Source organism: Mesorhizobium onobrychidis, assembly GCF_024707545.1.
In the GTDB taxonomy this organism is placed as follows: domain Bacteria; phylum Pseudomonadota; class Alphaproteobacteria; order Rhizobiales; family Rhizobiaceae; genus Mesorhizobium; species Mesorhizobium onobrychidis.
In genome coordinates, this window is sequence record NZ_CP062229.1 from 2,710,388 (window position 1) to 2,733,440 (window position 23,053).

Below are 23,053 nucleotides of genomic sequence, written 5' to 3' on the forward strand. Positions count from 1 at the left end.
AGGATGGCCGCGGGCTCGGGGTTGCGGGAGGTCGTCTACCATCCGGTCTTCCCTGACAGAGAAAGGGCCGAGTAGCGACTGGTTGTCGACGTTTCCGGTCAGGCCCGCAACCGCTTGCCCTGCGGATCATAGGGGGAGGGCGCCAGGATCCGGGCCGTCCGCTCGACGCCGACGATATGCATCGTCAACTCGGTCCCTTCCGCAGCGCAATCGCGATCGACCAGTGCCATGGCAAGGCTCTTGCCAACGGTATGGCCATAGCCGCCGGAGGTGACGAAGCCGGCAAGCTTGCCTTTGTTCCAAATCGGTTCGTAGCCGCTGGCGTCGGCATCCGCCGCGTCGATTTCGAGCGTCACCAGCGTTCGCCTTGATCCTGCTTTCCGCTCCTTCAGTGCCGTCTCGCGTCCGATGAAGTCGCCCTTGTCGAAAGCGATCCAGCGGTCCATCGCGGTTTCGGCCGGCGTGTAGTCCTGCGTGAATTCGCGCGACCAGATGCCGAAGCTTTTTTCGAGTCGCAGCGAATTGACCGCGCCGAAGCCGTATTCGGTAACCCCAAGGTCGCTGCCTGCCGCCAGCAGTGCGCGGCGCAGTCCGGCGTGTTCATTGGCCTGGCAATGGATTTCGTAGCCGAGTTCGCCAATGACCGAGAGCCGCCCGACCTTGGCCTGGACAAGGCCGACATCCAGCGTCTTGCAGGCGAGGAAGCCGAAGGCCTGGTGCGAGACATCCTGGTGTGTCAGCCGTTCGAGCAGACGGCGCGCATTGGGGCCAGCGAGCGAAAAGCCGACGACCGCGTCCGAAATGTCGCGCACGGTGACGCCGTCGCCGAGATGCTGTTCGAACCAGCGCATGTGCCATTGCCGCAGATAATAGGACCCCATGATCCACCAGGAGCCGTCGCCCCAGTTGAAGATGGTGAGGTCGCCCTTGAGCTTGCCGTTCTCGCCCAGCATCGGCGCGAGCTTCGCGCGGCCGGGCTTCGGCAGCGCACAGGCAAGCAGCCGGTCGAGCCAGGCTTCCGCCTGCGGCCCGGAGACCTCGTAGCGCGAGAAGGCGGTGATATCGAGCAGGCCTACGCCTTCGCGCACCTTGCGGCATTCCTGGCCGACGATGTCGAAGGCGTTGGAGCGCTTCAGCGTCGGTGTCTCGATGAACCCCTGTGGGGCGAAATAGAGCGGCACTTCCATGCCCCAGGAATTGCCCCAGCGCGCGCCGGCGGCGTCCATGGCGTCATGCGCGCCGGCGGTCTTCAATGGCCGTCCGGCCGGCAATTGCTCGTTGGGATAGCTCATGACGAAGCGGCGCGAATAGAACTGCCCGGTCGTCTGCTTGATGTATTCGCGGTTGGAGGCGAAATCGCCGTAGCGGGCGATGTCCATGCCGTAGACGTCGGCTGCCGGCTCGCCGTGGATCATCCATTCGGCGAGCGACTTGCCGACGCCGCCGCCTTGCAGGAAGCCGGCCATGACGCCGCAGGCCACCCAGTAATTGGGAACGCCGCGCACCGGGCCGACCAGCGGATTGCCGTCCGGCGAGAAGGTGAAGGCGCCGTTCACCCAGCGCTTGATGCCGGCCGTCTCCAGGCAGGGATAGCGGCTAAAGCCGAGCGCCAGCTCGTTGGCGATGCGGTCGGTGTCCTCCTGGATGAGTTCGATGCCGTAGTCCCACGGCGCGCCGTCCATGTTCCAGTGCTTGTGGTTGATCTCGTAGATGCCGAGCAGCAGCCCCTTCTGCTCCTGGCGCATATAGGTGAAGCCTTCCAGGTCGACGATCAGCGGCAGTTCGCGGTCGAGCGCCTGGATCTCCGGCAGCGCTTCGGTGACGAGATAATGATGCTCCATTGGCGAAACCGGCAGGTCGATGCCGGCCATTCGGCCGACCTGCTTGGCCCACAGCCCGCCGGCATTGACGACATGCTCGGCAATCACGGTGCCTTTCTCGGTGACCACGTCCCAGCTGCCGTCGGCGCGGCGGTTGAGCTCCAGCACGCGGTTGTGCTCGATGATGTCGGCGCCGCGCTTCCTTGCCGCCTTGGCATAGGCATGGACGACGCCCGAGGGGTCGATATGGCCTTCGCGCGCGGCGTAAAGGCCGCCAAGCATGCCGTCGGTGTTGAGGATCGGGCAGCGCTGCTTGATCTCGTCGACGCCGACCAGATGGACATCGTCAATGCCCATGGTCTGGAAGATGCGGTAGGAGGCCTTCAGCCATTCCCAGCGCTCCGGCGCCGAGGCGACCGAGATGCCGCCGGTCATGTGCATCCCGATGCTCTGGCCCGATTCCGTCTCAACCTCGGACAGAAGGTCGATCGTATAGGCCTGCAGCGCGGCGATGTTGGGGTCGGCGTTCAGCGCATGGAAGCCGCCGGCCGCGTGCCAGCTCGATCCGGCGGTCAGCACCTCGCGTTCGATCAGCGCGACATCGCTCCAGCCGAATTTCGCCAGGTGATAGAGCACCGAGGCTCCAACCACCCCGCCGCCGATGACGACTGCTCGGTAATGGGTTTTCATTGTCGCGGCCTCTCAAAACTCATTTGCACCGAGCCTAATGGTAAATGGACACATATGTCTAGACGCGCGCAAGATTTTCTGTACAATGATGTCTAGAACTACGGTCTCGCGCCGCGCCGCCGAGGCATCCGTCGTCAGGCGATCCCATAGTGGAGCGACCCGCCATGAATGCGCCGACTAAGAACACCAGCCTCGTCGGGATGCCGCATGCCGTTCCGGGGGACCTGCGAGAGTTGGATGAAATACCGCTGAAAACGGGCAACCGCCCATATGAGCTTGCGGTTTTCCTTGTTCCAGGGTTCTCACAAGTTTGCCTCTCCTCGATGATCGAGCCCCTGCGACTGGCGAATTATCTGTCAACGCGCAATCTGTTCAGGTGGCGTCTTGTTAGCTTGACCGGAAAAGCTGTCGAATGCGCGAGTGGCATTTCCATTGGGGTCAACAGCGACATCGAATCGGAGCGACGCGGCCTCGACGCAGGTGGGATACCTGATGCTGCGATTATTTGCTCGGGCGATGGCATCGAGGACCATTGTTCTGCCGCGGTCATGGCGCTGCTGAGGCTGTATGCGCGGCGGGGCGCCTGGCTTTATGGCGTCGGCACAGGCACATGGCTTCTTGCCAAATCGCGCCTGCTGGCAGGTGTCCGATGCACGATACACTGGCCAAAGATCGCCGCTCTCTCCGAAACATTCGACCGGCTCAGGATCGACGATGCTTTGTTTGTCCGAGATGGACCTATCGTGACTTGTGCTGGCGGCTTCGCGGCCTTCGACATGGTCGTCGATATTATCGAAAGGGAATTCGGTTCAAACCTCGCGCGGGCAGTCTGCCGGCACCTGACGACCGACGACAGACGTGATGGAGCGATTTCACAGGCCGCGCCTCCTGGACTTCGCTTAGCTGGGACTAGCGACAAGCTGATACGTGCCGTCCGGCTAATGGAGCGAAACTTGGAAGAACCGCTCTTACTGGAGGAGATAGCCCGGACCGTGATGGTATCGCGACGGCAGATTGAAAGGCTGTTCCACCGCTACCTCTCGATGACACCGCACCGCTACTACCTTTCGCTCCGACTAGCGCGGGCACGGCAACTGCTCAATTCCACCAACCTCCCCATTCTCGACATCGCTATCGCTTGCGGGTTCGAGTCATCGTCACATTTCGCGAAAACCTGCCAAGAGTATTTCGGGAAGCCGCCAAGCGCGCTGCGGGGATCGCACAGAGAGCCTCTTTCGTCGCATGCGCGAGAGCAGAGAAGGAGCTGACACTATGTTAGAACGCGCGGAGGAACCCGGCTTACAGGATCACCAACGCGGGCAGGACGTCTTCAAGGATCCGCGGAAGCAAACCTATTTGAACCCGGAAGGTGCGCATCTTCCATTGAGGAGCCCAATCGCCGCAGCTACGCTTGATCGGGCTCGCGCCTACCGAATGTCACGCATCCGCGAAAAGCTGGCGGAGCACGATTGCGCTGCCCTGCTTCTCTACGATCCGGTCAACATCCGCTATGCTTTCGACAGTTCGAACCAAGGCGTCTGGACCGCCCACAACGCCACGCGATACGCACTGGTCGTGGCAGGAGGCCCAGGAATCATCTTCGAATTCGCAGGCTGCGAGCATCTCGACGTCGGGCTGCCAGCGGTCGATGAGGTCCGCAGGGCGAAAGACTGGCTCTATCTCTTTTCAGGAGAACATGTCGAAACTCGCGCCGGCGAGTGGGCCGACGAAATTGTCGATCTCGTGGCATCCGCAGGCAAGAACCGGCGGCTCGCCGTGGACAAAATCGAGCCAATGGGCGTCTTCGCACTTCAGCAGCGTGGCATCGACATTGTCGAAGGACAGGAACTGACCGAGCGAGCACGCGCCATCAAAAGCGCTGACGAAATCGAATTGATGCGATGGACTATCCGCGTCTGCGAGGCAGGCATGGCGCGAATGTATGAGGTCTCCGAACCGGGCCGGATGGAGCGGGAGATCTGGGCTGAGCTTCATTTCGAGAATGCCCGCTCCGGCGGTGAGTGGCTGGAGACAAAACTGCTCGCCGCTGGCCCGCGGACGAATCCGTGGTTTCACGAATGTTCGGACTACGTCGTCCAGTGCGGCGACATGGTCTCCTTCGACACCGACATGATCGGTCCCTATGGCTATTGTGCCGATCTTTCCCGTTCCTGGACTTGCGGCCATGTCCGCATGACGGCCAAGCAGCACGAGCTCTATCAGACCGCGCTCGAACAGATTCACCACAACCTTGCCCTTCTGAAACCGGGGCTTACCTTCCGAGAGTTCAACGAGCGGTCATGGCGCATTCCCGACAAACACATAAATTTTCGATACCCGGTTGCCGTCCACGGCGTCGGCATGGCCGATGAATGGCCGATGGTTCTCCTGCACCCTGACTTCGAGAGGAATCACGGGGGTCAATTTGAGGAAAACATGGTTATCGACGTAGAGAGCCTAATCGCCGAGGAGGGGTCGGAAAGCATCAAGCTCGAAACCCAAGTGCTTATCACCGCGACGGGCGCTGAACGTCTCGACAAGTTTCCATGGGAAGACGACTAGGGAGGACTAGCCATGCAGACAATCGAGATCGGCGCCGCCTCTCGTCCTGAGTTCGACGGACATGAGCAGGTCCGATTCCACACTGACGAACAGACTGGATTGCGTGCGATCGTGGCAATCCACAGCACGCGGCTCGGGCCTGCGGCTGGTGGCTGCCGTATCTACCCCTACCAGACCGACGCTGAGGCGATTGCCGACGCGCTCAGGCTGTCAAAGGGTATGTCCTACAAGAACGCGTTGGCCGGGCTGCCGCTCGGGGGCGGCAAGGCAGTGATCATCGCGGATCCGCGGTCAGGGAAGACGCCGGCGATGATGCGCGCATTCGGCAGGGCGGTCGAGACATACTCTGGACGTTATATAACCGCGGAGGATGTCGGCTGCGTGGCCAGCGACATGGACGCCGTGGCGACAGAGACCCTTCACGTCGCCGGCCTTTCGGCAAGAGTCGGCGATCCGTCGCCCTACACGGCTCGCGGCGTTTTCTTGTGCATGCGTCTTGCGGCGCGCGAACGACTTGGCCGCGACCTCGCCGGATTGAAGGTCGCAGTCAAGGGCGTCGGCCATGTCGGGCTTGAATTGTGTCGGCTGCTGGCGGCCACTGGAGCGTCACTTGTTGTGGCCGACGTTCGGGCAGAGAATGCGCGCCGGGCCGCGGAATTGTTCGCTGCGGACGTCGTCGCCACCGAAGAGATCGCGTCGCTCGATGTGGATATCTTTGCTCCTTGCGCTCTCGGCGGCGATCTCAACGCCGCGGCGACCGACAGGCTCCGCGCCAGGATCGTCTGTGGCGGAGCGAACAATCAGCTTCTGACAGCCGGCGACGACCGGCTCCTGCTAGCTCGGAATATTACCTATTGCCCCGACTACCTAGTCAATGCTGGCGGCATCCTCGCGATTGCGGGAGAGGTGCTTTCCTACGAAGACGAGGATGTCCGCGCTAGGATCGAGGCGTTTCCCGATGTGCTGCGCGAAGTGCTGCACCGGTCGAAGAAGGAGCAGCGACCAACGGGGGAGATCGCCGACGATATGGCGCAAGCGATCCTCTACCGCCCGTCGCGCATCGATCGCTCCTCGCCGACCCCCCTCGACCTTCCCCGATCAAGTTGACGCGGTCTAGCATGGGGCTCGACGCATTCCGGCGACTGCCGCAGCTGATTCCCGATCGCGGACTTCCATCTTGAAGCTGCTGGAGTTCTTCTTTTGAACTGTGATGGAACCGGGCAGGTGCGCGTACTCGCACATGTCTGCGGCAGCTATGACGGCCTGATCCGTATTCTTATCGACTGCGAACGGTTTGGCTTTAGGCTTCGATCCGTCGTGGCGGAGCGCGATAAGCCTGAGCCAGCGCTCGTCATAACGCTGCACCTTTCCATTTCCGCGAAGATATCGCCCGAACTTATCCGGCATCGCCTTTGCCGGCACGGTGCAGTCAAGCGAATTACTGTCGAACCCGTCACTGGAGGATAGTCATAGAAAGTGGACGCGTTCTTTGAGTGCCGAAAATTGATGCCGAAAGTCCGATATCGGAGCCGTTTGTCGACCTAATACCAGTGCGGACTCAAACTAGCGCTGCGGCGATCTCACGCCACCAGCAGCAGCCGGTGTATTCACGTTCGCGCGAGACGGGCCGCTTCTGAGGCACGCTCCTGCCATATTCGCCCCACCAGGCAGTCGGGACTCCATCGCCGGCCCGAGCTCGCGGGCCATTGGCGTCATCTCGCCCACGGCACTTGTCGGCCTGCCGCCCTATGGCCCCCACAACATGCCAAGGAGGCGAACCGTGCCTTGATCCGCACCGCGGCGTGCGAGTGCGGGCCTGGCAAGCTCTCTAATCGCCGAATTGACCTCAGAGCCGTTAAGATTTTCTGGGAGCGTCCAGCCATTTCATACCGCTGCGGCACGCACGGCCAATCTCAGTGGTCGGAGGGAGGCAGGGCTCGTGCGGCAGTCAGGTGGCTTGTCCCATAGTCACGGATTTCCAAAGCGCTGCGGCAAGGCCTTCTCGCACGGCTGCTTCAAACCCGGCTGCACGCATGGCCTCGATTGCAGCCGCGGTAGTGCCGCGGTAGTCGACGAAAGTCTGGACGATATCTTTGGGATTTTCTGCGCGAGCCTCGAGGAGTTTGCCGGTTCCAACAAGCACTGCGCTGACGCCCCGCCGCGCAATATCTGGGTTCATTCCTCGGCTGACCGCATCGTCAATCATCGCCATCGCCAAAAGCGCCGGAAACGCCGGCCCGGAGCCTGTAAGGCCCGTCAGATAATCGATATCTGCTTCGCTTTTGACTTCATCGGCAGCGCCACAGGCTTCCAGGATCCGGCGAACGACATTGCGATCATCCGCTGTGACGCCCTGGGAGCCTATCCAGGGAGTATAGGAATTCCGCACCTCTGCCGCGGCATTCGGAAGCGCGCGGACGATGCGGTCGGTCTTGAGACGTTTAGCCAATTGATCGAGAGGGATCCCGGCCATGACCGACATGGCGAGCTTCCCATGCGCAGAAATCTCAATGGCAGGCCAATCCTGGGGGCGGACCGATACGATGACGACATCGGATCGATCGACCAGTTCCTGATTGTTCCTGGTCCATGTAGCGCTTGGCAGAAAGCCGGGTTGCCCGCTTCTATGAGAGAGAGTGAGTTGCTCGGGGGGCACTATCTGCGCATCGATGATGGCCTCGGCGAAGGCGCGTCCAAGCCAGCCACCTCCGCCAACTATTCCGATGCTCAAGGGTTCGCCCATAGTTACTCCTCCTCAACCCGCCGAATAGCCATGTCTGGCGAAGAACCGATCCAGCTCGCGCTTCTGCGGGGCCTTACCCGTAAAAATCTCCACGTAGCCGGGAATGCGTTTCATGCGGGCCGCGAGATCTTCCTTGGTCTGCATTGAGATGTAGCCGATCTGCACCAGGTAGATGGTGCGCGCTCGAACGTCGGCCGAGCTTTCCTTGTAACCGAAGCGGACGAACATCTGGCTCACTGCGTCGAGGCGCGTTTGATCGGCTTTCTGGACCTCTGCCAGAATGTCAGGGGACTGAAGCGCCCAGCTTCTAACTGCGAACTCGAACTGGGAATCGAACAAGGATTTGTCGAGCCAGCAGTCGAAAACGTTCAGCATCGCTTCGGCGACCGTCTCGGCATAGGCCTCAGCCTGCTTGACGAGGTTGCCAGTGTTCTTGTCCCGCCAGCGGGTCACGAGGGCAGCCAACAGTTCTTCCCTATCCTTGAAGAACCAATAGAAGCTGGTGCGCGACAGCCCCAACTTCTTGGCCAATGGCGAAATTCTCACCGTGTCGACGCCAGATTCCAGAAGCAAGTCGTAGGCGGCTTCAAGCCATCCCTCCGGCGATCCGCGCCATCCGCTGTCGTTCGAAATTTGCTCCATGAGCCACCCTAACAAAATGTCGAGGTGAAAACCAGAAAAATGTACATCTGTGTCGATTTGGCCGACATGTCAGCATGTAAACTTGACATCGCTGTACATTTTGGAGTAGCGTTCGTACCGTCCCAGCCCGGAGTCCGTCAGATGTCGAACGATCCCCTTCCGCAGCCGTACAAACTCAAGCATTTGACCCTGCGCAATCGCATCATCGTGACTTCCCACGAGCCGGCCTACCCGGAGGACGGGATGCCGAAGCAGCGCTATCTTGCTTACACGGTAGAAAGGGCCAAGGGCGGTGTGGCGATGACGATGACGGCCGGGTCTGCGGCGATCTCGAAGGACAGTCCCGCGGTTCTTACTGACTAAGTGGTGGCGGAGACGGCTAAATCGCAAGATCCACGGCGTGAGCCGCCTAGTGGGATCAGTCAACCTTGCTTCCGATTGCCGCTATGGTTCGGACCAGCCTGTCCGCGACACAGGTCGATGCTCCAGCCGCCATGAGCATCTGCGGCAAGATCAACCATTCCAGCGTCCAGGCTGCACCAGAGCGCTCTTGCTCATGGATCAGCGCATGATGCATTCCCGACAATTGGACTGCGTTGTAGCGGGCAAGCGTCACCAGCATCTCGGCGTCGATGGGATTGCGCTTGTGCGCCATGGCGGATGATGAACCGCCGCCCGCCCGTTGGAGCTCGTCGCCTGCCTGCGCCATCAGCGCAATGTCCTGCCCGAACTTGCCGAGGCCGCCCGTCACAAGCGACAGCCAGTTGGCCAGCTCAGCGATGCGGTCGCGCTGGCTGTGCCATTGCGGCGCGTCGCCGAGGCTTAGCCGCCGGGCCAGCGCGGCACGGATGGCGGCGCCCTTGTTTGCGAACTTCTCGAGTGTCCCGACGGCGCCGCCGAACTGGATGACGAGAACCGATCCTCGCACCGATTGAAGCCGCTCGTGGTGGCGCTCGAGCGGTTCGCGCCAGCTTGTGACGCGGTCGGCTACGGAAATCGGAATCGCTGCCTGCATTCGGGTTCGGGCCATCAGCGGGCGATCGCCAAACCGATGGCCGAGATCGGCGAAGGCGACCACCAGAGCCGAAAGCCGTTCTTCCAATAGGTCGATACAGGCGCGAATTCTCAGGATCATGGCCGTGTCGATCACGTCCTGGCTAGTCGCACCGAAATGCACATGCTCCGAATGCGGCTCTCCCACAGCATGCCTGATCTGCCGCACGAGCTCCGGCACCATGACGCCGTCGCGCTCCGTTCCGTCCCTCAGGGCATGGATTTCCGGCCGGAAGTTGTCGAGGACGCGTCCGATTGCGCTTGCTGCAGCCGCCGGGACGATGCCGAGTGCACCTTCTGCGTCGGCGAGCGCTTTCTCGAATCGCAGCATCGTCGCAAGCTCGGCCTCGACGCCGAGCAGCGTCGCCATCTTCTCATCGCCGAGAAGCCCGGACAGGAGGGGATTGTCGAATGCTGCGATCATATGTCGAAGAAGACCGTCTCGTTGATGCCCTGGAGATGAATGTCGAACTTATAGATGTCGCCATCGCGCGGCGCGACCAGCGTTGACACGCGCTCTCTTTGCTCAATGCGCATCAGGACGGGATCCTCGGCGTTGGCCGTTTCCTCGTCGCTGAAATACATGCGGGTGTGAAGGCCAATGTTGATTCCACGCGCGACGATCCAGACCGTCAAATGCGGCGCCATCTTGCGGCCGTCGAAAAAGGGCACGCGACCGGGTTTGATGGTTTCGAACATGCATTCGCCCGTCGTCATGTCGGTGGGCAGCCGGCCCCAGCCGGTAAAATTCGGGTCGGCGGAGCCGCGCAGATCCGAGGGCGAATTGTAGATGCCGGCGGCGTCCGCCTGCCAGATCTCCACAAGCGCGTCCTTCAGCGGCGAGCCGGCGCCGTCGATCACCCGGATGTTGACCCTGATGCGTTCGCCCCTGGTCTTGTCGTTGACCATCGCGGTGCCAAGGTCGCGTTCATAGACGCCCGAGATACCGGCAAAATTGGGCGTCAGCCCTATATGGACGTAGGGTCCCGCGGTCTGCGAGGCGCTTTCCTTCAGCCGGCTGAGACCCTGGACCATCAGTTGTCCTCGATGCGGTTTTCGAACAGCGTCGAGCGGCGGCCGCGCAGTACAATGTCGAATTTGTATGCCCGCGCATCCATCGGTATCGTTGCCTCCATGTCGAGCGCGGCGGTGAGGCCTTCAATAGCGCGGCGGTCGTTGATGGTCCGCACGATCGGGCACCTCCAGATCATCGGGTCGCCCTCGAAATACATCTGGGTGATCAAGCGCTGCGCGAAGCCGTGCCCGAAGATCGAGAAATGGATGTGAGCTGGACGCCAGTCGTTGGGTCCGTTGGGCCAGGGATATGGCCCCGGCTGGATCGTGCGGAAACAATAGGAGCCATCCTCGCCGGTGATGGTGCGGCCGCAGCCGCCGAAGTTCGGATCGAGTGGCGCGAGATAAGTCTCCTTCTTGTGTCGATAGCGTCCGCCGGCGTTGGCCTGCCATACCTCCAGCAACGCACCGGCGACGCCGATGCCGCGCTCGTCGAGTAGGTGGCCATAGACGAGGATGCGCGGCCCGATCGCGCTTTCGCCCGGCCCGGCAAAATTGTGTATGAGGTCATTGTCCAGTTCACCGAGAATACTGTGGCCGAAGACCGGCCCCGTAAGCTCCGACAGGGTGTTGTCGAGGGAAAGAAGCGGCCGTTGCGGCGAGCGCAGCATGGAAGTCTTGTAGGCTGGCGTGAAGGCCGGCGGATGCCAGTTGCGGTCGCGCTGAAAGAAGGTGCCGATTTCCGGCGTGCGGTTGGCGGGAAAGCGCGAGTTGGTCATGATTTGCCGGCTTGAGCGTCCATTTCGTCGAACGTCTTCCTGGCGATCTTCATCGCATGATTTGCCGCCGGTACCCCGGCATAGATTGCCACATGCAGCAGCGCCTCGCGTATGTCGTCGCGCGTCGCCCCGGTATTGACGCTGGCGCGGATATGCATCGCAACCTCTTCGTCCTGCTTCAGCGCGGCGAGCAGCGCGATGGTGATCATAGAACGCTCGCGCTTGGTGATGTTCGGCCGCGACCAGACGTGGCTCCATGCAGCCTCCGTGATCAGTTCCTGGAAAGGAATGTCGAATTCGGTCTTGGCCACCTCTGCGCGGTCAACATGGGCGTCACCCAGCACCGAACGGCGCGTCGCCATCCCTTCGACGTATCGGTCGCCGTGTTGTGGCTTGCTCATTTGCGCTCTCTTCGCATGTCGTTCAGGAAGCCACGGATCAGCCCGGCGAGCCTTTCCGGCTGCTCGACGCATGGGATGTGGCCCGCACCGGCGATGACCTCGAACCGTGCGGCGGGGATTGAGCGGGCCAGCGATCCCACCAGTTCAGGCGGCGTCGATCCGTCTTGATCGCCGACAATGCAGAGTGTCGGCACGTTAATCGCGGCGGTCGTCGCGGTGAAATCGGCGTCGCGGATAGCCGCGCAGGCAGCAGCGTAGCCGGCCGGATCCTGGCGCGTCAGCATCGTTTTATACCCTGCCAGTTCCTCGCCGCGATTCTTATGGAAATCCGGCGTGAACCATTTTTGCATCACGTCGTCGGCAAAGCTCGCGATGCCCTCCGACAGGGCCGCGTTGATGCGCCCGTTCCACATCTCGGCCGTACCGATTTTCGCTGCCGTATCGCAAAGGATCAACCCCTCGATCAAATCCGACCGCGTCTTGTAAAGGCATTGCGCAATGACGCCGCCGATCGAAAGCCCGCAGATCACCGCGCGCTTTACGCCAAGATGGTCGAGCAGCCCTGCAAGGTCCGCCGCATGGGTCAAGATTGTTTGCGGCGCGCCACCCAGTTCGCTCAGGCCGTGTCCGCGCTTGTCAAACGCAACGAACGTACAGTCGTCGGCGAGCCTTCGCTCGACCTCGTTCCAGATGCGCATATCCGTGCCGAGCGAGTTCGCGAAGACGACCGTCGGCCTGCCAGCTGTGGGACGATGCCGGTAGTGGATCGTCGCGCCATTAATGCGAGCAAAGTTCATACCCGTCATACCTTTGGCATTCCTTTGGGCCGCATCAGCCGTTTTTGCGCGGCAATGCGGAATGGTGCGTTCGGCGCACCATATCCTGCATAAGCGCCGCGCCGTTCAACGAACTCGATAATGAACCCCTCTCCGAATGTCGGCGCATAGAGCTGGAAAAATTCGCCGTTGTCGTCGCGGTCATAAAGGATGTTGGCTGAGCGTAACCGATCGGCGACCTCCGGATCCAAACCGAAGCGCGCTTCTACGTCGTCGTAGTAGTTCATCGATATCTGAAGTGGTTCGAAGCCGTTGGCCTGCAGCTTCGCCGCCGTCGCAAAGATGTCATCCGTTGCGAGTGCCAGATGCTGGACGCCGGAACCAAAGGTTTCGGCGATGAAATGGCCAGCCAGCGTGCGGTGACTCTCGGCGCCGTTCAGCGTGAGGCGGAAGCGCTTGTCCAGACCTTCGATGACCTGGCTACGCACGAGGCCGGCCGGATCGACGATGTCGACCATGGGGGTCTTGGTCGTCCTGAAGATCGAGACATAGAACAGCAGCCAGCTCGACATCTCCTCCTGTGCCATGGTCTGCCCGACATGATCGATACGGGTGAGGCCGACGCCATTGCCGGAACTTGCCGACGTGACCGGCGTGAACTCTATGTCCCAGACCTTTTCCAGGTCGGTCTTGGCATCGAGGAAGTAGATCAGTCCGCCGCCGACGCCGCGGATCGCCGGGATCGACAACTCGCCGGGCCCGACCCGCTGGTGAAAGATCTCCGCGCCCAGCGCCTCGGCGCGCGCAACCGTGGCGGCGGCGTCCTCGACCTTCAGGCCCATCGCGTATGCCGACGTGCCATGGACAACAAAGGAAGAATGGGCAAAGCCCTGCCGCTCCGTATTGATGACAATATTGATCTCGCCCTGGCGGTAGAGCGTGACCTCCTTCGAGACGTGCCGACCGGCCTCGACAAAGCCGAGCATGCGCAACAGCGATCCAAGCTGTCCGGCGTCCTGGCGATCGGCCGCGAACTCGATGAACTCGACCCCTCCAACCCCGATGCGGTCGGGCATGGGCGGGATGGCCATGTCAAGTGCCGGTTCTTCACGCCGCACCTGATCCATCAACCATACGAGCGAACGCCGTCCGTCGACGGAGATCGCCTTTGCCGACCCGCCACGGAACTGGTCGTTGAAAATCTCGAGCGACAGATAGCCGTCATAACCGGTTGCCGCGACCGCCTGCATGAACTGTCGCACCGGCAGATCGCCTTCGCCTGGCATGTTGCGGAAGTGCCGGCTCCAATAGAGCAAGTCCATTTCGATCAGCGGCGCGTCGGCGAGTTGGACAATGAAGATCTTGTCCGCGGGTATCGAACGGATGGAGCCGAGTTCAATCCTGCGGGCCAGCGTTTGGAAGGAATCGAGAACCAGCCCGACGTTCGGATGGTCAGTCCTGCGCACGATTTCCCACGCATCGCGATGATCGTTGACGTGACGCCCCCAGGCCAATGCCTCGTAGCCGACGCGCAGACCGCGCTTGGCGGCGCGGTCGCCAAGCTCGTGAAAGTCCATGGCCGCCCGGTCGATCCCGCCAAGCGAGACCGGCGACACCGACGAGCATACCAGCATCAGGTCGGTGCCGAGTTCCTGCATGACGTCGAACTTGCGCTCGGCACGATCAAAGGCGCGGTTGCGCTGCGGCTCCGGCAACCCCTCAAAATCCCTGAACGGCTGGAAGAGCGTTATGGTCAGACCTGTGTCACCAGCCATTCGGCCGACGTCGCGCGGTGAGCCGTCAAAGGCGAGGAAATCGTTCTCGAAGATTTCAACACCGTCGAAGCCCGCGGCGGAAATTGCCGCGAATTTCTCCGCCAGGTCACCGGCGATCGACACCGTCGCGATCGAAGTCTTCAAACGCGCCTCCTCCCTGGTTTGTTGTGAACGAACCAGTTCGTACATAACTAAGGCAACGCTGGCAGCACCGCAAGTTTCGGCGCGCTCAGCGTTCTGCGGGAGCTTCGTCCTTCGCGACAAAACGCAACAGCATCTCGACGCTGTTGCGTTTGAGCCGCTCGAGTTGTGCCGGCGCGCCGAAGTCGCGTCCGAAGATCATCGAAAAGGTGGTGCGATTGGAAACGTTGAAGAAGCACAGCGCGCTTACCTGCCAATGGAGTTCGACCGCGTCGAGTCCCGGCCGGAAGACCCCCTCTTCGACACCGCGTGAATAGATGCGAGAGATATGGTCGATCGCAGTCACGTTCAGTTCGCGGATCGCATCCGATTGTTCGAGGTATTGGCCGTGATGGATGTTCTCGATCATCACCATGCGGATGAATTCCTCGTGTCGGTGATGGTGGTCGAATGTGAACTCCACCAGGCGTGTCAGTGCCGCCACGGGGGGCAGACCTTCGATATCAAGTTGGGCCTCGCCCTCGCGCACCTGGCGATACGCGTTCTCGAGCGCGCGCAGGTAGAGACCTTCCTTGTCGCCGAAGTAGTAGTAGATCATGCGCTTGCTGAAGCGTGTGCGCGCTGCAATCTCGTCTATGCGCGCGCCCGACAAGCCGTTCAGGGCAAACTCCTTGGAGGCGATCTCCAGGATGTTGCGTCGCGTACCCTCAGGGTCCTGGATACGCGTCGTGCTCGCGTCCGGCTTCGGCTTTCGTTCTTTCTTGATAACTGCCATGCAGTTTGAGTTCCCGCCCCGGCGCAGCCGGCATTTGACTAAACTAACCAGTTAGTACATCATTCGCAAATCGCGATGGACTCATTTACCGGCGCGTTTGGCGTGAACACAAGGGCGATCCAGGAATTGCCGCATTTGGGCTGGGAGGCGGCCCGCCACAGGGAGGAATTTCGGGAGATGGGCGACAGCCTTGTCGACCTCCTTTGCCGTCTTGCGGACGAGCATAAGGGCGCCGCCAGCGGCGACAGCGAAAAGGTCGTGATTGGCCTCGTCGGACGCGGCATTCAGTCCTCGCGCACTCCCGGCATGCACGAGCGTGAAGCCCGGCGCCTCGGCATCGGCTATTCGTACCTTTTGCTCGATTTCGACCGGCTCGGATTTCCGGACGCGGCGATCGGCGACTTGATCGCGGCGGCGGAAATTGCAGGCTTTCACGGCCTCAACGTCACTCATCCGTTTAAACAGGCTGTTATTCCCGTCCTGGATGCGCTGTCGCCGGAAGCGCGCGCAATAGGCGCGGTGAATACGGTCGTCTTCGCTGGCGGACGCAAGGAAGGCCACAACACCGACAGCTGGGGTTTCGCGGAGAGTTTTCGCGAAGCGATGACAGGCGCATCGATGGGCAGTGTCGCAATGTTCGGCGCCGGCGGAGCGGGCGCCGCAGTCGCAAACGCGCTGATGGAAATGGGCGTTGGCCGGCTGTTCGTCCTCGACAGCCTACCCAGCCGCGCCTCGGATCTTGCGTCGCGCATGGGCGCCTTGTTTGGCGGTCGCGTCGAGACGTGGCCGGACCCGGCCGCAGCCGTGCGCATGGCAAACGGCATCGTCAACACGACCCCGGTGGGCATGGCGAAATACCCCGGAACACCGTTCGACACGGCTCTTCTGACAGCCGAAAAATGGGTCGCCGACATAATCTACTTTCCGACCGAAACAGAGTTGTTGGTCGCGGCCCGTACGATCGGCTGCAGAACGCTGCCGGGCATCGGCATGGCGATCTATCAGGCCGTCCGCGCGTTCGAACTCTTCACCGGGTGCAAGGCCGACCGCCGCGCCATGGCAGATCATTTCGAGGCCGCCGCATGAAGGCAATGACGCCTATAACCATATGAAGACCATAGGGAGGAAATCGACATGAAAGCTGAAATGAACCGACGCCTGTTTATGGTCGCCGTCGGCGCACTCGCCGCCGGGACCGCCGTTCCCGCCTTCGCGCAGGACAAACCGAAGCTGCGTTTCTCGGCCGTGTTCTCGGAACAGGACATCCGGGCCGAGATGATGAAAATGTTCGCCGACGCCATCAAGGACGACTTTGCCTTCGAGGGCTATTACGGCGGGAACCTGTTCAAGCAGGGCACCGAACTTGTCGCCATCCAGCGCGGCAACCTTGAGATGGGCAACGTTGCCCCGCAGGACATCTCCAAGCAGATTCCGGCGTGGTCTATCGTCACCGCCGGCTACCTGTTCCGTGACGCCGCGCACCTGAAGGCCTTCTTTGCCAGCGATGCCGGCGCGGAGCTGAAGAGGATGACCGAGGACCAGCTCGGTGTGAGGGTGCTCGGCCCCACCTATTTCGGCCTGCGCCAGGTCGGCCTGAAGCCGGACAAGGAAATCAAGACTCCCGCCGACATGGCCGGCATCAAGCTGCGTATGCCGGGTGGCGACGCCTGGCAATTCCTCGGCCAGGCGCTCGGCGCGAACCCTACGCCCATGGCATACGCCGAGGTCTATACCGGCCTGCAGACAGGCGCGATCGACGGGCAGGACAACCCTCTGCCCAACGTCGAGAACATGAAGTTCTACGAGGTCATGTCGCAGATCGTCCTCACTTCGCACCTCGTCGGTTTCGACCTTCTCAGCATCTCGAAGAAGGTGTGGGACGAGATGGGGGCCGAGAAGCAGGCAAAGGTCCAGGCCGCGGCGGACAAGGCGATCGACTTCTCGACAGAAAAACACCTGACGCGCGAGAAGGAACTCGTTGAAACATTCAAGGGCAAGGGCTTGAAGATCTACGAGCCCGATGTCGCTGCATTCCGCAAGCATGTGCAGGAGCAATATCTTGCCTCCGACCTGGCCAAGGAATGGCCGGCCGGGATGGTCGACAAGATCAACGCGCTTTGACGCGACAAAACTCGCCGGCCGGTCCGCTTGTGACCGGCTGGCCCAAACTCGTTTGGCCAGACGCCCGCCAGGGAGGCATGATGAACCCGGGATTGAGAAAGGTCGGCGGCTGGCTCTACCGGCGCGCCGAGAACGCCATCGCCATCGCAATCGGCGCCATGTTCGCCGCGTTTCTGCTCCAGGTTGCTTTTCGCTACCTTCTCAACTGGCCGACCGGCTGGAGCAACGAGCTCACCGTCGTACTCTGGATCTGGGTTGTGCTGTTCGGCGCAGCGTTCGTCGTTCGTGAAGAAGAGGAAATCCGTTTTGATCTCCTCTACGCCGCGGTCGGTCCAGACATAAGGCGAGCAATGACGCTCGCCTTCGCGATCGCTCTCGTCGCGCTCTATGGCTGGTCCTTTCCGGCCGTCTTCGACTACGTGACCTTCATGAAGGTCGAGAGCACCGCCTACCTCAAGATACGTTTCGACTGGCTGTTCTCGATCTATCTCGTCTTCGTGGTCGCCGTGATCGCCCGCTACCTGTGGCTCGCGTGGCGTGCTCTGCGGGGCGAAGCGCCGGCGGAATTTGACCCCACGAAAGCGAGCTCCGGCGTATGAACCTCGCGAGTCCCTTTTCGCTGTCAGTCGTTGCGATCACAGCGCTGGCCCTGCTTGGCCTGCCGATCGGTCACTCGATGATCGCCGGGTCGATCCTCTATCTCTGGCTTGCAGGGCTCGACATGGGCACCTCCGCCGAGCAGCTCCTCAACGGGCTCTACACGAGTTATATTCTGCTTGCCGTGCCGATGTTCATTCTCGCCGCGGAGTTAATGAACGCCGGAACAATGACCGACCGCCTGCTGCAATTCTGCAACGCTGTCGTCGGCCGTTTCCGCGGCGGCCTGGCGCAGGTCAACGTGCTGCAGTCGATCATCTTCGCCGGCATGTCCGGCTCGGCCATCGCCGACGCCGCGGGCACCGGCAAGATGATGCAGCAACTCATGACTAAGGATGGCAAGTACCCGGCGAGCTATGCCGCTGCGCTGACAGCCGTCACCTCCGTCATCGGCCCGATCATTCCTCCGTCAATTCCGCTGGTCATCTACGCGCTAATCTCGGATGCATCCATCGGCTACCTCTTCATTGCGGGTATCGTGCCGGGCCTTCTTCTCGCCCTGTCACAGATGATCATCGTCGCCATCGACGCGCGCCGGAAGAACTTTCCGGTCGAGAAGCCGGTGCCGCTCAGGGAATTTCCGGGGATCACCTTGCGCGCATTTCCGGCGCTGATGCTACCGGTCGTTCTGCTGGTCGGCATAAGGGGCGGCGTGATGACCCCGACCGAGGCTGCGGCGGTCGCCGCCGGCTACGCGCTGCTCATCTCGGTCGCGATCTATCGCAGCGTGACGCCGGGTCAGCTCTACCATGCGCTTCTCAACAGCGCCCGCACCACAGCCTCGATCGGCATGCTCATCGCCGGCGCCCTGGTGTTCAACTACGTTGTCACGGTTGAGAACATTCCGCAGTCCCTGTCGGTGATCCTGCAGTCCTGGGATCTTTCGCCGATGGGTTTCCTGATCCTCGTCAACATCCTGCTGCTGCTACTGGGCTGCGTGCTGGAGGGGACGACTATCCTGCTGGTAATCGTGCCGGTGCTGATTCCGACGGCGAAGGTGCTCGGCGTCGACATGGTGCATTTCGGCGTAATGGTCGTCGTCAACATCATGCTCGGGCTCGTCACCCCGCCCTACGGGTTGCTGCTGTTCATCATGACTCGTATCGCAGAGGTATCGCTGCGCGACCTGGTGCACGACGTAATGCCGTTTCTCTACGCCATGATTGCCGCCCTGATGCTGATCACCTTCTTCCCATCGCTGGTGCTGTGGCTGCCGCGCCTGCTGGGCTATCAAGGAATAGGACCATGACCAAGCCAATCTTCGTCCTCAACGGCCCAAATCTCAACCGGCTCGGCATGCGCGAGCCGGAGATCTATGGGAGGACGACACTCGCAGAAATCGAGGGGATGTGCCGTGACGCCGCCGGCGACCATCCGATCCGTTTTCACCAGTCGAACATTGAGGGCGAAATTGTCAACTGGGTCCATGAGGCGATCGACGAAGGCGCGGGCATTCTGATCAATCCCGCGGGTTTGAGCTTCATTTCGATCCCGGTGCTCGATGCGCTCAAAATGTTTCCAGGCCCGATCGTCGAACTGCATATCTCGAACATCCATCGCCGCGAGGAGATCTATCATCGGTCGCTGGTATCGAAGGTCGCCACCGGCGTGATCGCGGGGCTCGGCGCCGAGGGGTATCCGCTCGCGATCCGCTGGCTCATGGACCAGGTCGACCTATAGTGTATCGCCATGCCTGAACCCTGTATCATCGCCGTTGCGATCACCGGCTCCCTGCCGCGCAAGGAAGACAATCCTGCGGTGCCAATCAGCGTGGCCGAACAGATCGAGTCGACCCAGGAAGCCTTTGAAGCAGGTGCGTCACTGGTGCACATCCACGTGCGCAATGACGATCAGAGTTCATCGTCTGAACCAACGCGCTTCGCTGCCGTTCAGGCGGGGGTGCGTAGGCACTGCCCCGGCATGATCGTCCAGTTCTCGACCGGCGGGCGCGGTCGCGATCCTGCCGCGCGCGGCTCGGCGCTATATCTGAAGCCGGACATGGCCTCGCTCTCGACCGGTTCGGTCAACTTCCCATCCATAGTCTACGAGAACCATCCCGCCCTGATCGGTGATCTCGCAACCGCGATGAAGGCAAATGGCGTGCTGCCGGAGATCGAGATCTTCGACCTGTCGCACCTTCACACTGCCAGGCGGCTGGCCGACGGGGGACTTATAGGTGAGCGCCCGCACATCCAGTTTGTCATGGGCGTGCAAAACGCACTGCCTGCGGAGGAGAGATTGCTCGATGTGCTCCTCAGGGAAGCGAAACTCCTGTTTCCACAATCCACCTGGACAGCGGCCGGAATAGGCCGCAACCAAACGATCGTGATGCAATGGGCGTTGGCGCGCGGAGCAGACGCAGTGCGTACCGGACTTGAGGATAATATCAGGATCACCAGGGAACGCCTGGCGCGCAGCAATGCGGAGCTCGTCGAACTCGCGGCGGCCTCAGTCGAGAAGTTTGGTCGGCGTGTCGCCACCGTCAACGAGGCGCGCCAAACGCTTGGTCTGGCGTCAGGATCGTAATTCCCGGCCGCAGCTTCGCGCCGCGCTGTCGGACCTGTTGCGCCTTGGCCACCGTCCTCGTCGATCCTTCAGACATCGCTATCCGCGACAAGGAGGAAGCTCGACATCCTGGCGCGCCCTCACATCAATAGGCCGGCTTTTGCCACCGAGCACGACAAAAAGTGCACTGTCACCGTAATTTAATTCCGTAATTCAAACGCATCCGCGAACTGCCCATCACACCGGACAAGCGGCTCTGACAGGCACGCCGCCAATTCATCCCAGCCAATACCTCGGCCCCGGCCCCTTGCGACCTGCCATATCGGCAGGGTTCGCAAGGCTACACCGGTCGATCGACAGGCAGCCGCAACCGATGCACTCGGTAAGCCCGGACCTCAGACGCTGCAACTCGGCGATGCGCTGGTCGATGCGCTTGGTCCACCGGCCCGACAAACGCGACCAATCCCGACGTGACGGCACGCGATCGGCTGGCAACTTGGCGAGTTCGCCGCCAATCTCCTCAAGCGTCAGCCCAATTCGCTGCGCGAAGACGATGAAGGCGATCCGGCGCAGCACCGAGCGCGGATAGCGCCTATGCCCCGAGCCGGCCCGCTCGGAAGCGATCAGCCCGCGCTCCTCGTAGAAACGCAGTGCCGATGAGGCGACGCCGCTGCGCCGCGACACGTCGGTGATGGTCAGCATGGATTCCATGCGTGAACAAAGCACAATTCCCGCTTGACTTCAAGTTAACTTGAACTTGTAGCAACTGCAGTACAGATTGAAGGAGCACCGGCAATGCAGACGAATATCGATCTTCAGGGACTTCGCGTGGCGGTCACGGGCGGCACATCCGGCCTCGGACTGGCGCTTGTGCGGCAGCTTGCCGAGCAGGGTGCGTCCGTCGCCTTCGTCGCCCGCACCACCGCGGACGTCGAACGCATCGCCGACGAGACCGGCGCGCACGGGATTGTCGGCGACGTCGGCAAGAAGGAAGACATCTACCCGATCGCGTTGCAAATGACCGCCAGCCTCGGCGGGCTCGACGTCCTGATCAACAATGCGTCGAGCCTCGGACCTGTTCCTCTGGCGCTTCTTGCCGATACCGAGTGCGAGGAGTTGGAAAAAGCGCTCGCGGTCAATCTCGTCGGCGCGTTCCGGCTAACGAAAGCCCTGTTCGGTGCGCTTGCCGCGTCCGCACGCGAGGGCCGTGGCGCGCTGGTGATCAACATCTCCAGCGACGCAGCGGTGAACGCCTATCCCGGCTGGGGCGCGTATGGCGCGAGCAAGGCTGCTCTTGCCCATCTCACGGCGATTTGGGACGAGGAGGCGAAAGCCGACGGCATCCGGCTCCTCGCGCTCGACCCCGGCGATATGGACACCCCGCTGCACGCGCTGGCGCTTCCTGACGCCGATCCGTCGACATTGAAGCGCCCCGAAGTGGCTGCTGCCGAAATCATCGAAAAGATGCTCGACGCGTTGCCGGTCAGCACAACGATTCTCGCCGGGACACGCGGATGATTGCCGCCGACCGTCCCGATCGGCGCTCCGCCAGGCTGTTCGTCGTCGAGGCAGACGGCACGATGCGCGACCTGCCGCGCGCTGGACTCGCGATGCTATTCGATCCCGGCGATCTGGTCGTCGGCAACGACGCCGCGACCTTGCCTGCCAGCTTGCACGGAACGCATGTCCCCAGCGGCGAGGCGATCGAGATTCGCCTGGCAGGTTGGCTGTCACTTCCCGATCCAACCCGCTTCGTGGCTATTGCCTTCGGCGCGGGCGATCACCGCACGCGCACGGAAGACCGGCTGCCTCCGCCGCCGCTGTCACCAGGTGACCGCCTCCGGCTCGGCCCACTGGAAGCCGTCGTAGAGCGCCTTCTCGACCATCCTCGCCTTCTCGAGCTGCGCTTCCCAGGCAACCGCGCAGCGGTACTTGCTGGACTGGCGCGGCACGGCCGGCCGATCCAATACGCGCATGTTCCCGAGCCGCTGGCCCTGTGGGATGTCTGGACGAAGATTGCCGCCCGGCCGGTCGCGTTCGAGGCGCCATCGGCAGGCTTTGCACTCGACTGGCGCACGCTCCAAGCCTGGCGTCGGCGCGGCGTCGGCTTCGCAACAGTCACGCATGCCGCGGGCGTTTCCTCCACCGGCGATCCCGCGCTCGACCTGCGCCTCCCTTTCGACGAGCCGTACCGCATCCCCGAGCACACCGCGGCGCAGGTTGCGCGGGCGAAGCTCCGCGGCGGCCGCATCATCGCGATCGGCACGAGTGTAGTGCGCGCGCTTGAGGCGGCCGCCAGTCCCGCCGGGAATGTGCGTGCCGAAAATGCCATTGCGACAGGGCGCATCGCGCGGGACACGCGGCTTCACGTGGTCGATGCTGTTCTCACAGGCGTCCACCAGCCCGGCGAAAGCCATTTCGAGCTCCTGCGTGCCTTTGCCGACGATGCTCTGCTCGCCAAGGCCTCCGCAGCCTTCACCGCGTACCGATACCGCACGCATGAATTCGGCGATTCCATGCTGCTCAATCGCCAACCGCTGCATCTATAGCGCGAACAGGACCGGGCCGCCTCCTCCCTGACATGCGTCCATCATCGGTC

At 61.8% G+C, this 23,053-nt stretch carries 23 protein-coding genes and 1 pseudogene; 12 read left to right on the forward strand and 12 right to left on the reverse strand.

The features are described from left to right. Positions 1-98: 98 nt before the first annotated feature. Entirely contained in the window at positions 99-2,510 is a 2,412-nt protein-coding gene (locus IHQ72_RS13545) for a GcvT family protein (protein WP_258122886.1), read from the reverse strand. Between the two features lie 164 nt (positions 2,511-2,674). Between IHQ72_RS13545 and IHQ72_RS13550 the strand changes: the two genes are divergently transcribed. From IHQ72_RS13550 to IHQ72_RS13560, 3 genes are read left to right on the forward strand one after another with little or no spacing between them, the layout of a single operon-like run. After that, entirely contained in the window at positions 2,675-3,778 is a 1,104-nt protein-coding gene (locus IHQ72_RS13550; protein WP_258122887.1) for a GlxA family transcriptional regulator, read from the forward strand. Between the two features lie 4 nt (positions 3,779-3,782). Then, positions 3,783-5,072, forward strand: coding sequence for a M24 family metallopeptidase (locus tag IHQ72_RS13555; protein WP_258122888.1), 1,290 nt, complete (start codon positions 3,783-3,785; stop codon positions 5,070-5,072). Positions 5,073-5,084: 12 nt separating this feature from the next. Further along, positions 5,085-6,179, forward strand: coding sequence for a Glu/Leu/Phe/Val family dehydrogenase (locus IHQ72_RS13560; RefSeq protein WP_258122889.1), 1,095 nt, complete (start codon positions 5,085-5,087; stop codon positions 6,177-6,179). A gap of 6 nt (positions 6,180-6,185) precedes the next feature. On the opposite strand, the gene IHQ72_RS13565 is transcribed toward IHQ72_RS13560, so the two are convergent. From IHQ72_RS13565 to IHQ72_RS13575, 3 genes are all read right to left on the reverse strand, one after another. Beyond that, positions 6,186-6,479: a hypothetical protein gene (locus IHQ72_RS13565; protein WP_258122890.1), complete on the reverse strand. Its 294-nt coding sequence runs from the start codon at positions 6,477-6,479 to the stop codon at positions 6,186-6,188. A gap of 541 nt (positions 6,480-7,020) precedes the next feature. Further along, positions 7,021-7,815, reverse strand: a complete 795-nt coding sequence (locus IHQ72_RS13570; protein WP_258122891.1) for a pyrroline-5-carboxylate reductase family protein — start codon at positions 7,813-7,815, stop codon at positions 7,021-7,023. A 12-nt stretch (positions 7,816-7,827) separates the two neighbouring features. Continuing rightward, on the reverse strand, positions 7,828-8,457 hold the full coding sequence (locus tag IHQ72_RS13575) for a TetR/AcrR family transcriptional regulator (RefSeq protein WP_258122892.1): 630 nt from the start codon (positions 8,455-8,457) through the stop codon (positions 7,828-7,830). A 141-nt stretch (positions 8,458-8,598) separates the two neighbouring features. Here IHQ72_RS13575 and IHQ72_RS13580 point away from each other — a divergent pair. Continuing rightward, positions 8,599-8,817: pseudogene (locus IHQ72_RS13580) on the forward strand (N-methylproline demethylase); the annotation flags it as partial. 58 nt (positions 8,818-8,875) lie between these two features. Here the strand turns inward: IHQ72_RS13580 and IHQ72_RS13585 are convergent. From IHQ72_RS13585 to IHQ72_RS13615, 7 genes are all read right to left on the reverse strand, one after another. Continuing rightward, a complete protein-coding gene (locus IHQ72_RS13585) occupies positions 8,876-9,934 on the reverse strand; it encodes a 3-carboxy-cis,cis-muconate cycloisomerase (RefSeq protein WP_258122893.1) in 1,059 nt (352 codons plus the stop codon). Next, complete coding sequence (pcaG, locus tag IHQ72_RS13590; RefSeq protein ID WP_258122894.1) at positions 9,931-10,545, reverse strand: protocatechuate 3,4-dioxygenase subunit alpha; 615 nt, start codon at positions 10,543-10,545, stop codon at positions 9,931-9,933. The genes IHQ72_RS13585 and pcaG overlap by 4 nt, the downstream gene beginning before the upstream one ends. Continuing rightward, on the reverse strand, positions 10,545-11,303 hold the full coding sequence (gene pcaH, locus IHQ72_RS13595) for a protocatechuate 3,4-dioxygenase subunit beta (RefSeq protein WP_258122895.1): 759 nt from the start codon (positions 11,301-11,303) through the stop codon (positions 10,545-10,547). Before pcaH ends, pcaG begins: the two co-directional genes overlap by 1 nt. Next, the gene (pcaC, locus tag IHQ72_RS13600; protein ID WP_258122896.1) at positions 11,300-11,704 is read right to left on the reverse strand and encodes a 4-carboxymuconolactone decarboxylase; all 405 of its coding nucleotides are present in this window, start codon (positions 11,702-11,704) and stop codon (positions 11,300-11,302) included. The genes pcaH and pcaC overlap by 4 nt, the downstream gene beginning before the upstream one ends. Beyond that, positions 11,701-12,501, reverse strand: coding sequence for a 3-oxoadipate enol-lactonase (gene pcaD / locus IHQ72_RS13605; RefSeq protein WP_258123825.1), 801 nt, complete (start codon positions 12,499-12,501; stop codon positions 11,701-11,703). Before pcaD ends, pcaC begins: the two co-directional genes overlap by 4 nt. Positions 12,502-12,506: 5 nt before the next feature. Beyond that, entirely contained in the window at positions 12,507-14,399 is a 1,893-nt protein-coding gene (locus IHQ72_RS13610) for a bifunctional sugar phosphate isomerase/epimerase/4-hydroxyphenylpyruvate dioxygenase family protein (RefSeq protein WP_258122897.1), read from the reverse strand. An 85-nt stretch (positions 14,400-14,484) separates the two neighbouring features. Continuing rightward, the gene (locus tag IHQ72_RS13615) at positions 14,485-15,171 is read right to left on the reverse strand and encodes a TetR/AcrR family transcriptional regulator (protein ID WP_192355346.1); all 687 of its coding nucleotides are present in this window, start codon (positions 15,169-15,171) and stop codon (positions 14,485-14,487) included. 75 nt (positions 15,172-15,246) lie between these two features. On the opposite strand from IHQ72_RS13615, the gene IHQ72_RS13620 reads away from it, so the two are divergent. The 6 genes from IHQ72_RS13620 to IHQ72_RS13645 all read left to right on the forward strand — a co-directional run bounded on the left by IHQ72_RS13620 (position 15,247) and on the right by IHQ72_RS13645 (position 20,475). Continuing rightward, positions 15,247-16,257, forward strand: coding sequence for a shikimate dehydrogenase (locus tag IHQ72_RS13620; protein ID WP_258122898.1), 1,011 nt, complete (start codon positions 15,247-15,249; stop codon positions 16,255-16,257). Positions 16,258-16,305: 48 nt separating this feature from the next. Continuing rightward, positions 16,306-17,292, forward strand: a complete 987-nt coding sequence (gene dctP, locus IHQ72_RS13625) for a TRAP transporter substrate-binding protein DctP (protein ID WP_258122899.1) — start codon at positions 16,306-16,308, stop codon at positions 17,290-17,292. An 80-nt stretch (positions 17,293-17,372) separates the two neighbouring features. Beyond that, positions 17,373-17,891 carry a TRAP transporter small permease gene (locus IHQ72_RS13630; RefSeq protein ID WP_258122900.1) on the forward strand — a complete coding sequence of 173 codons (519 nt, stop codon included), beginning with the start codon at positions 17,373-17,375 and terminating at the stop codon, positions 17,889-17,891. After that, positions 17,888-19,198 (forward strand): TRAP transporter large permease, encoded by a 1,311-nt coding sequence (locus tag IHQ72_RS13635; protein ID WP_258122901.1) that lies wholly within the window; start codon positions 17,888-17,890, stop codon positions 19,196-19,198. The genes IHQ72_RS13630 and IHQ72_RS13635 overlap by 4 nt, the downstream gene beginning before the upstream one ends. Then, positions 19,195-19,629, forward strand: coding sequence for a type II 3-dehydroquinate dehydratase (locus IHQ72_RS13640; RefSeq protein WP_258122902.1), 435 nt, complete (start codon positions 19,195-19,197; stop codon positions 19,627-19,629). The genes IHQ72_RS13635 and IHQ72_RS13640 overlap by 4 nt, the downstream gene beginning before the upstream one ends. A 9-nt stretch (positions 19,630-19,638) precedes the next feature. Beyond that, on the forward strand, positions 19,639-20,475 hold the full coding sequence (locus IHQ72_RS13645; RefSeq protein ID WP_258122903.1) for a 3-oxoadipate:acetyl-CoA acetyltransferase: 837 nt from the start codon (positions 19,639-19,641) through the stop codon (positions 20,473-20,475). Positions 20,476-20,730: 255 nt separating this feature from the next. On the opposite strand, the gene soxR is transcribed toward IHQ72_RS13645, so the two are convergent. Then, complete coding sequence (gene soxR, locus IHQ72_RS13650; RefSeq protein ID WP_095518917.1) at positions 20,731-21,165, reverse strand: redox-sensitive transcriptional activator SoxR; 435 nt, start codon at positions 21,163-21,165, stop codon at positions 20,731-20,733. 84 nt (positions 21,166-21,249) lie between these two features. Between soxR and IHQ72_RS13655 the strand changes: the two genes are divergently transcribed. Both IHQ72_RS13655 and IHQ72_RS13660 read left to right on the forward strand, forming a co-directional pair. After that, positions 21,250-21,972, forward strand: a complete 723-nt coding sequence (locus IHQ72_RS13655; protein WP_258122904.1) for an SDR family NAD(P)-dependent oxidoreductase — start codon at positions 21,250-21,252, stop codon at positions 21,970-21,972. Further along, the gene (locus IHQ72_RS13660; RefSeq protein ID WP_258122905.1) at positions 21,969-23,003 is read left to right on the forward strand and encodes an S-adenosylmethionine:tRNA ribosyltransferase-isomerase; all 1,035 of its coding nucleotides are present in this window, start codon (positions 21,969-21,971) and stop codon (positions 23,001-23,003) included. The genes IHQ72_RS13655 and IHQ72_RS13660 overlap by 4 nt, the downstream gene beginning before the upstream one ends. Positions 23,004-23,053 lie beyond the last annotated feature (50 nt).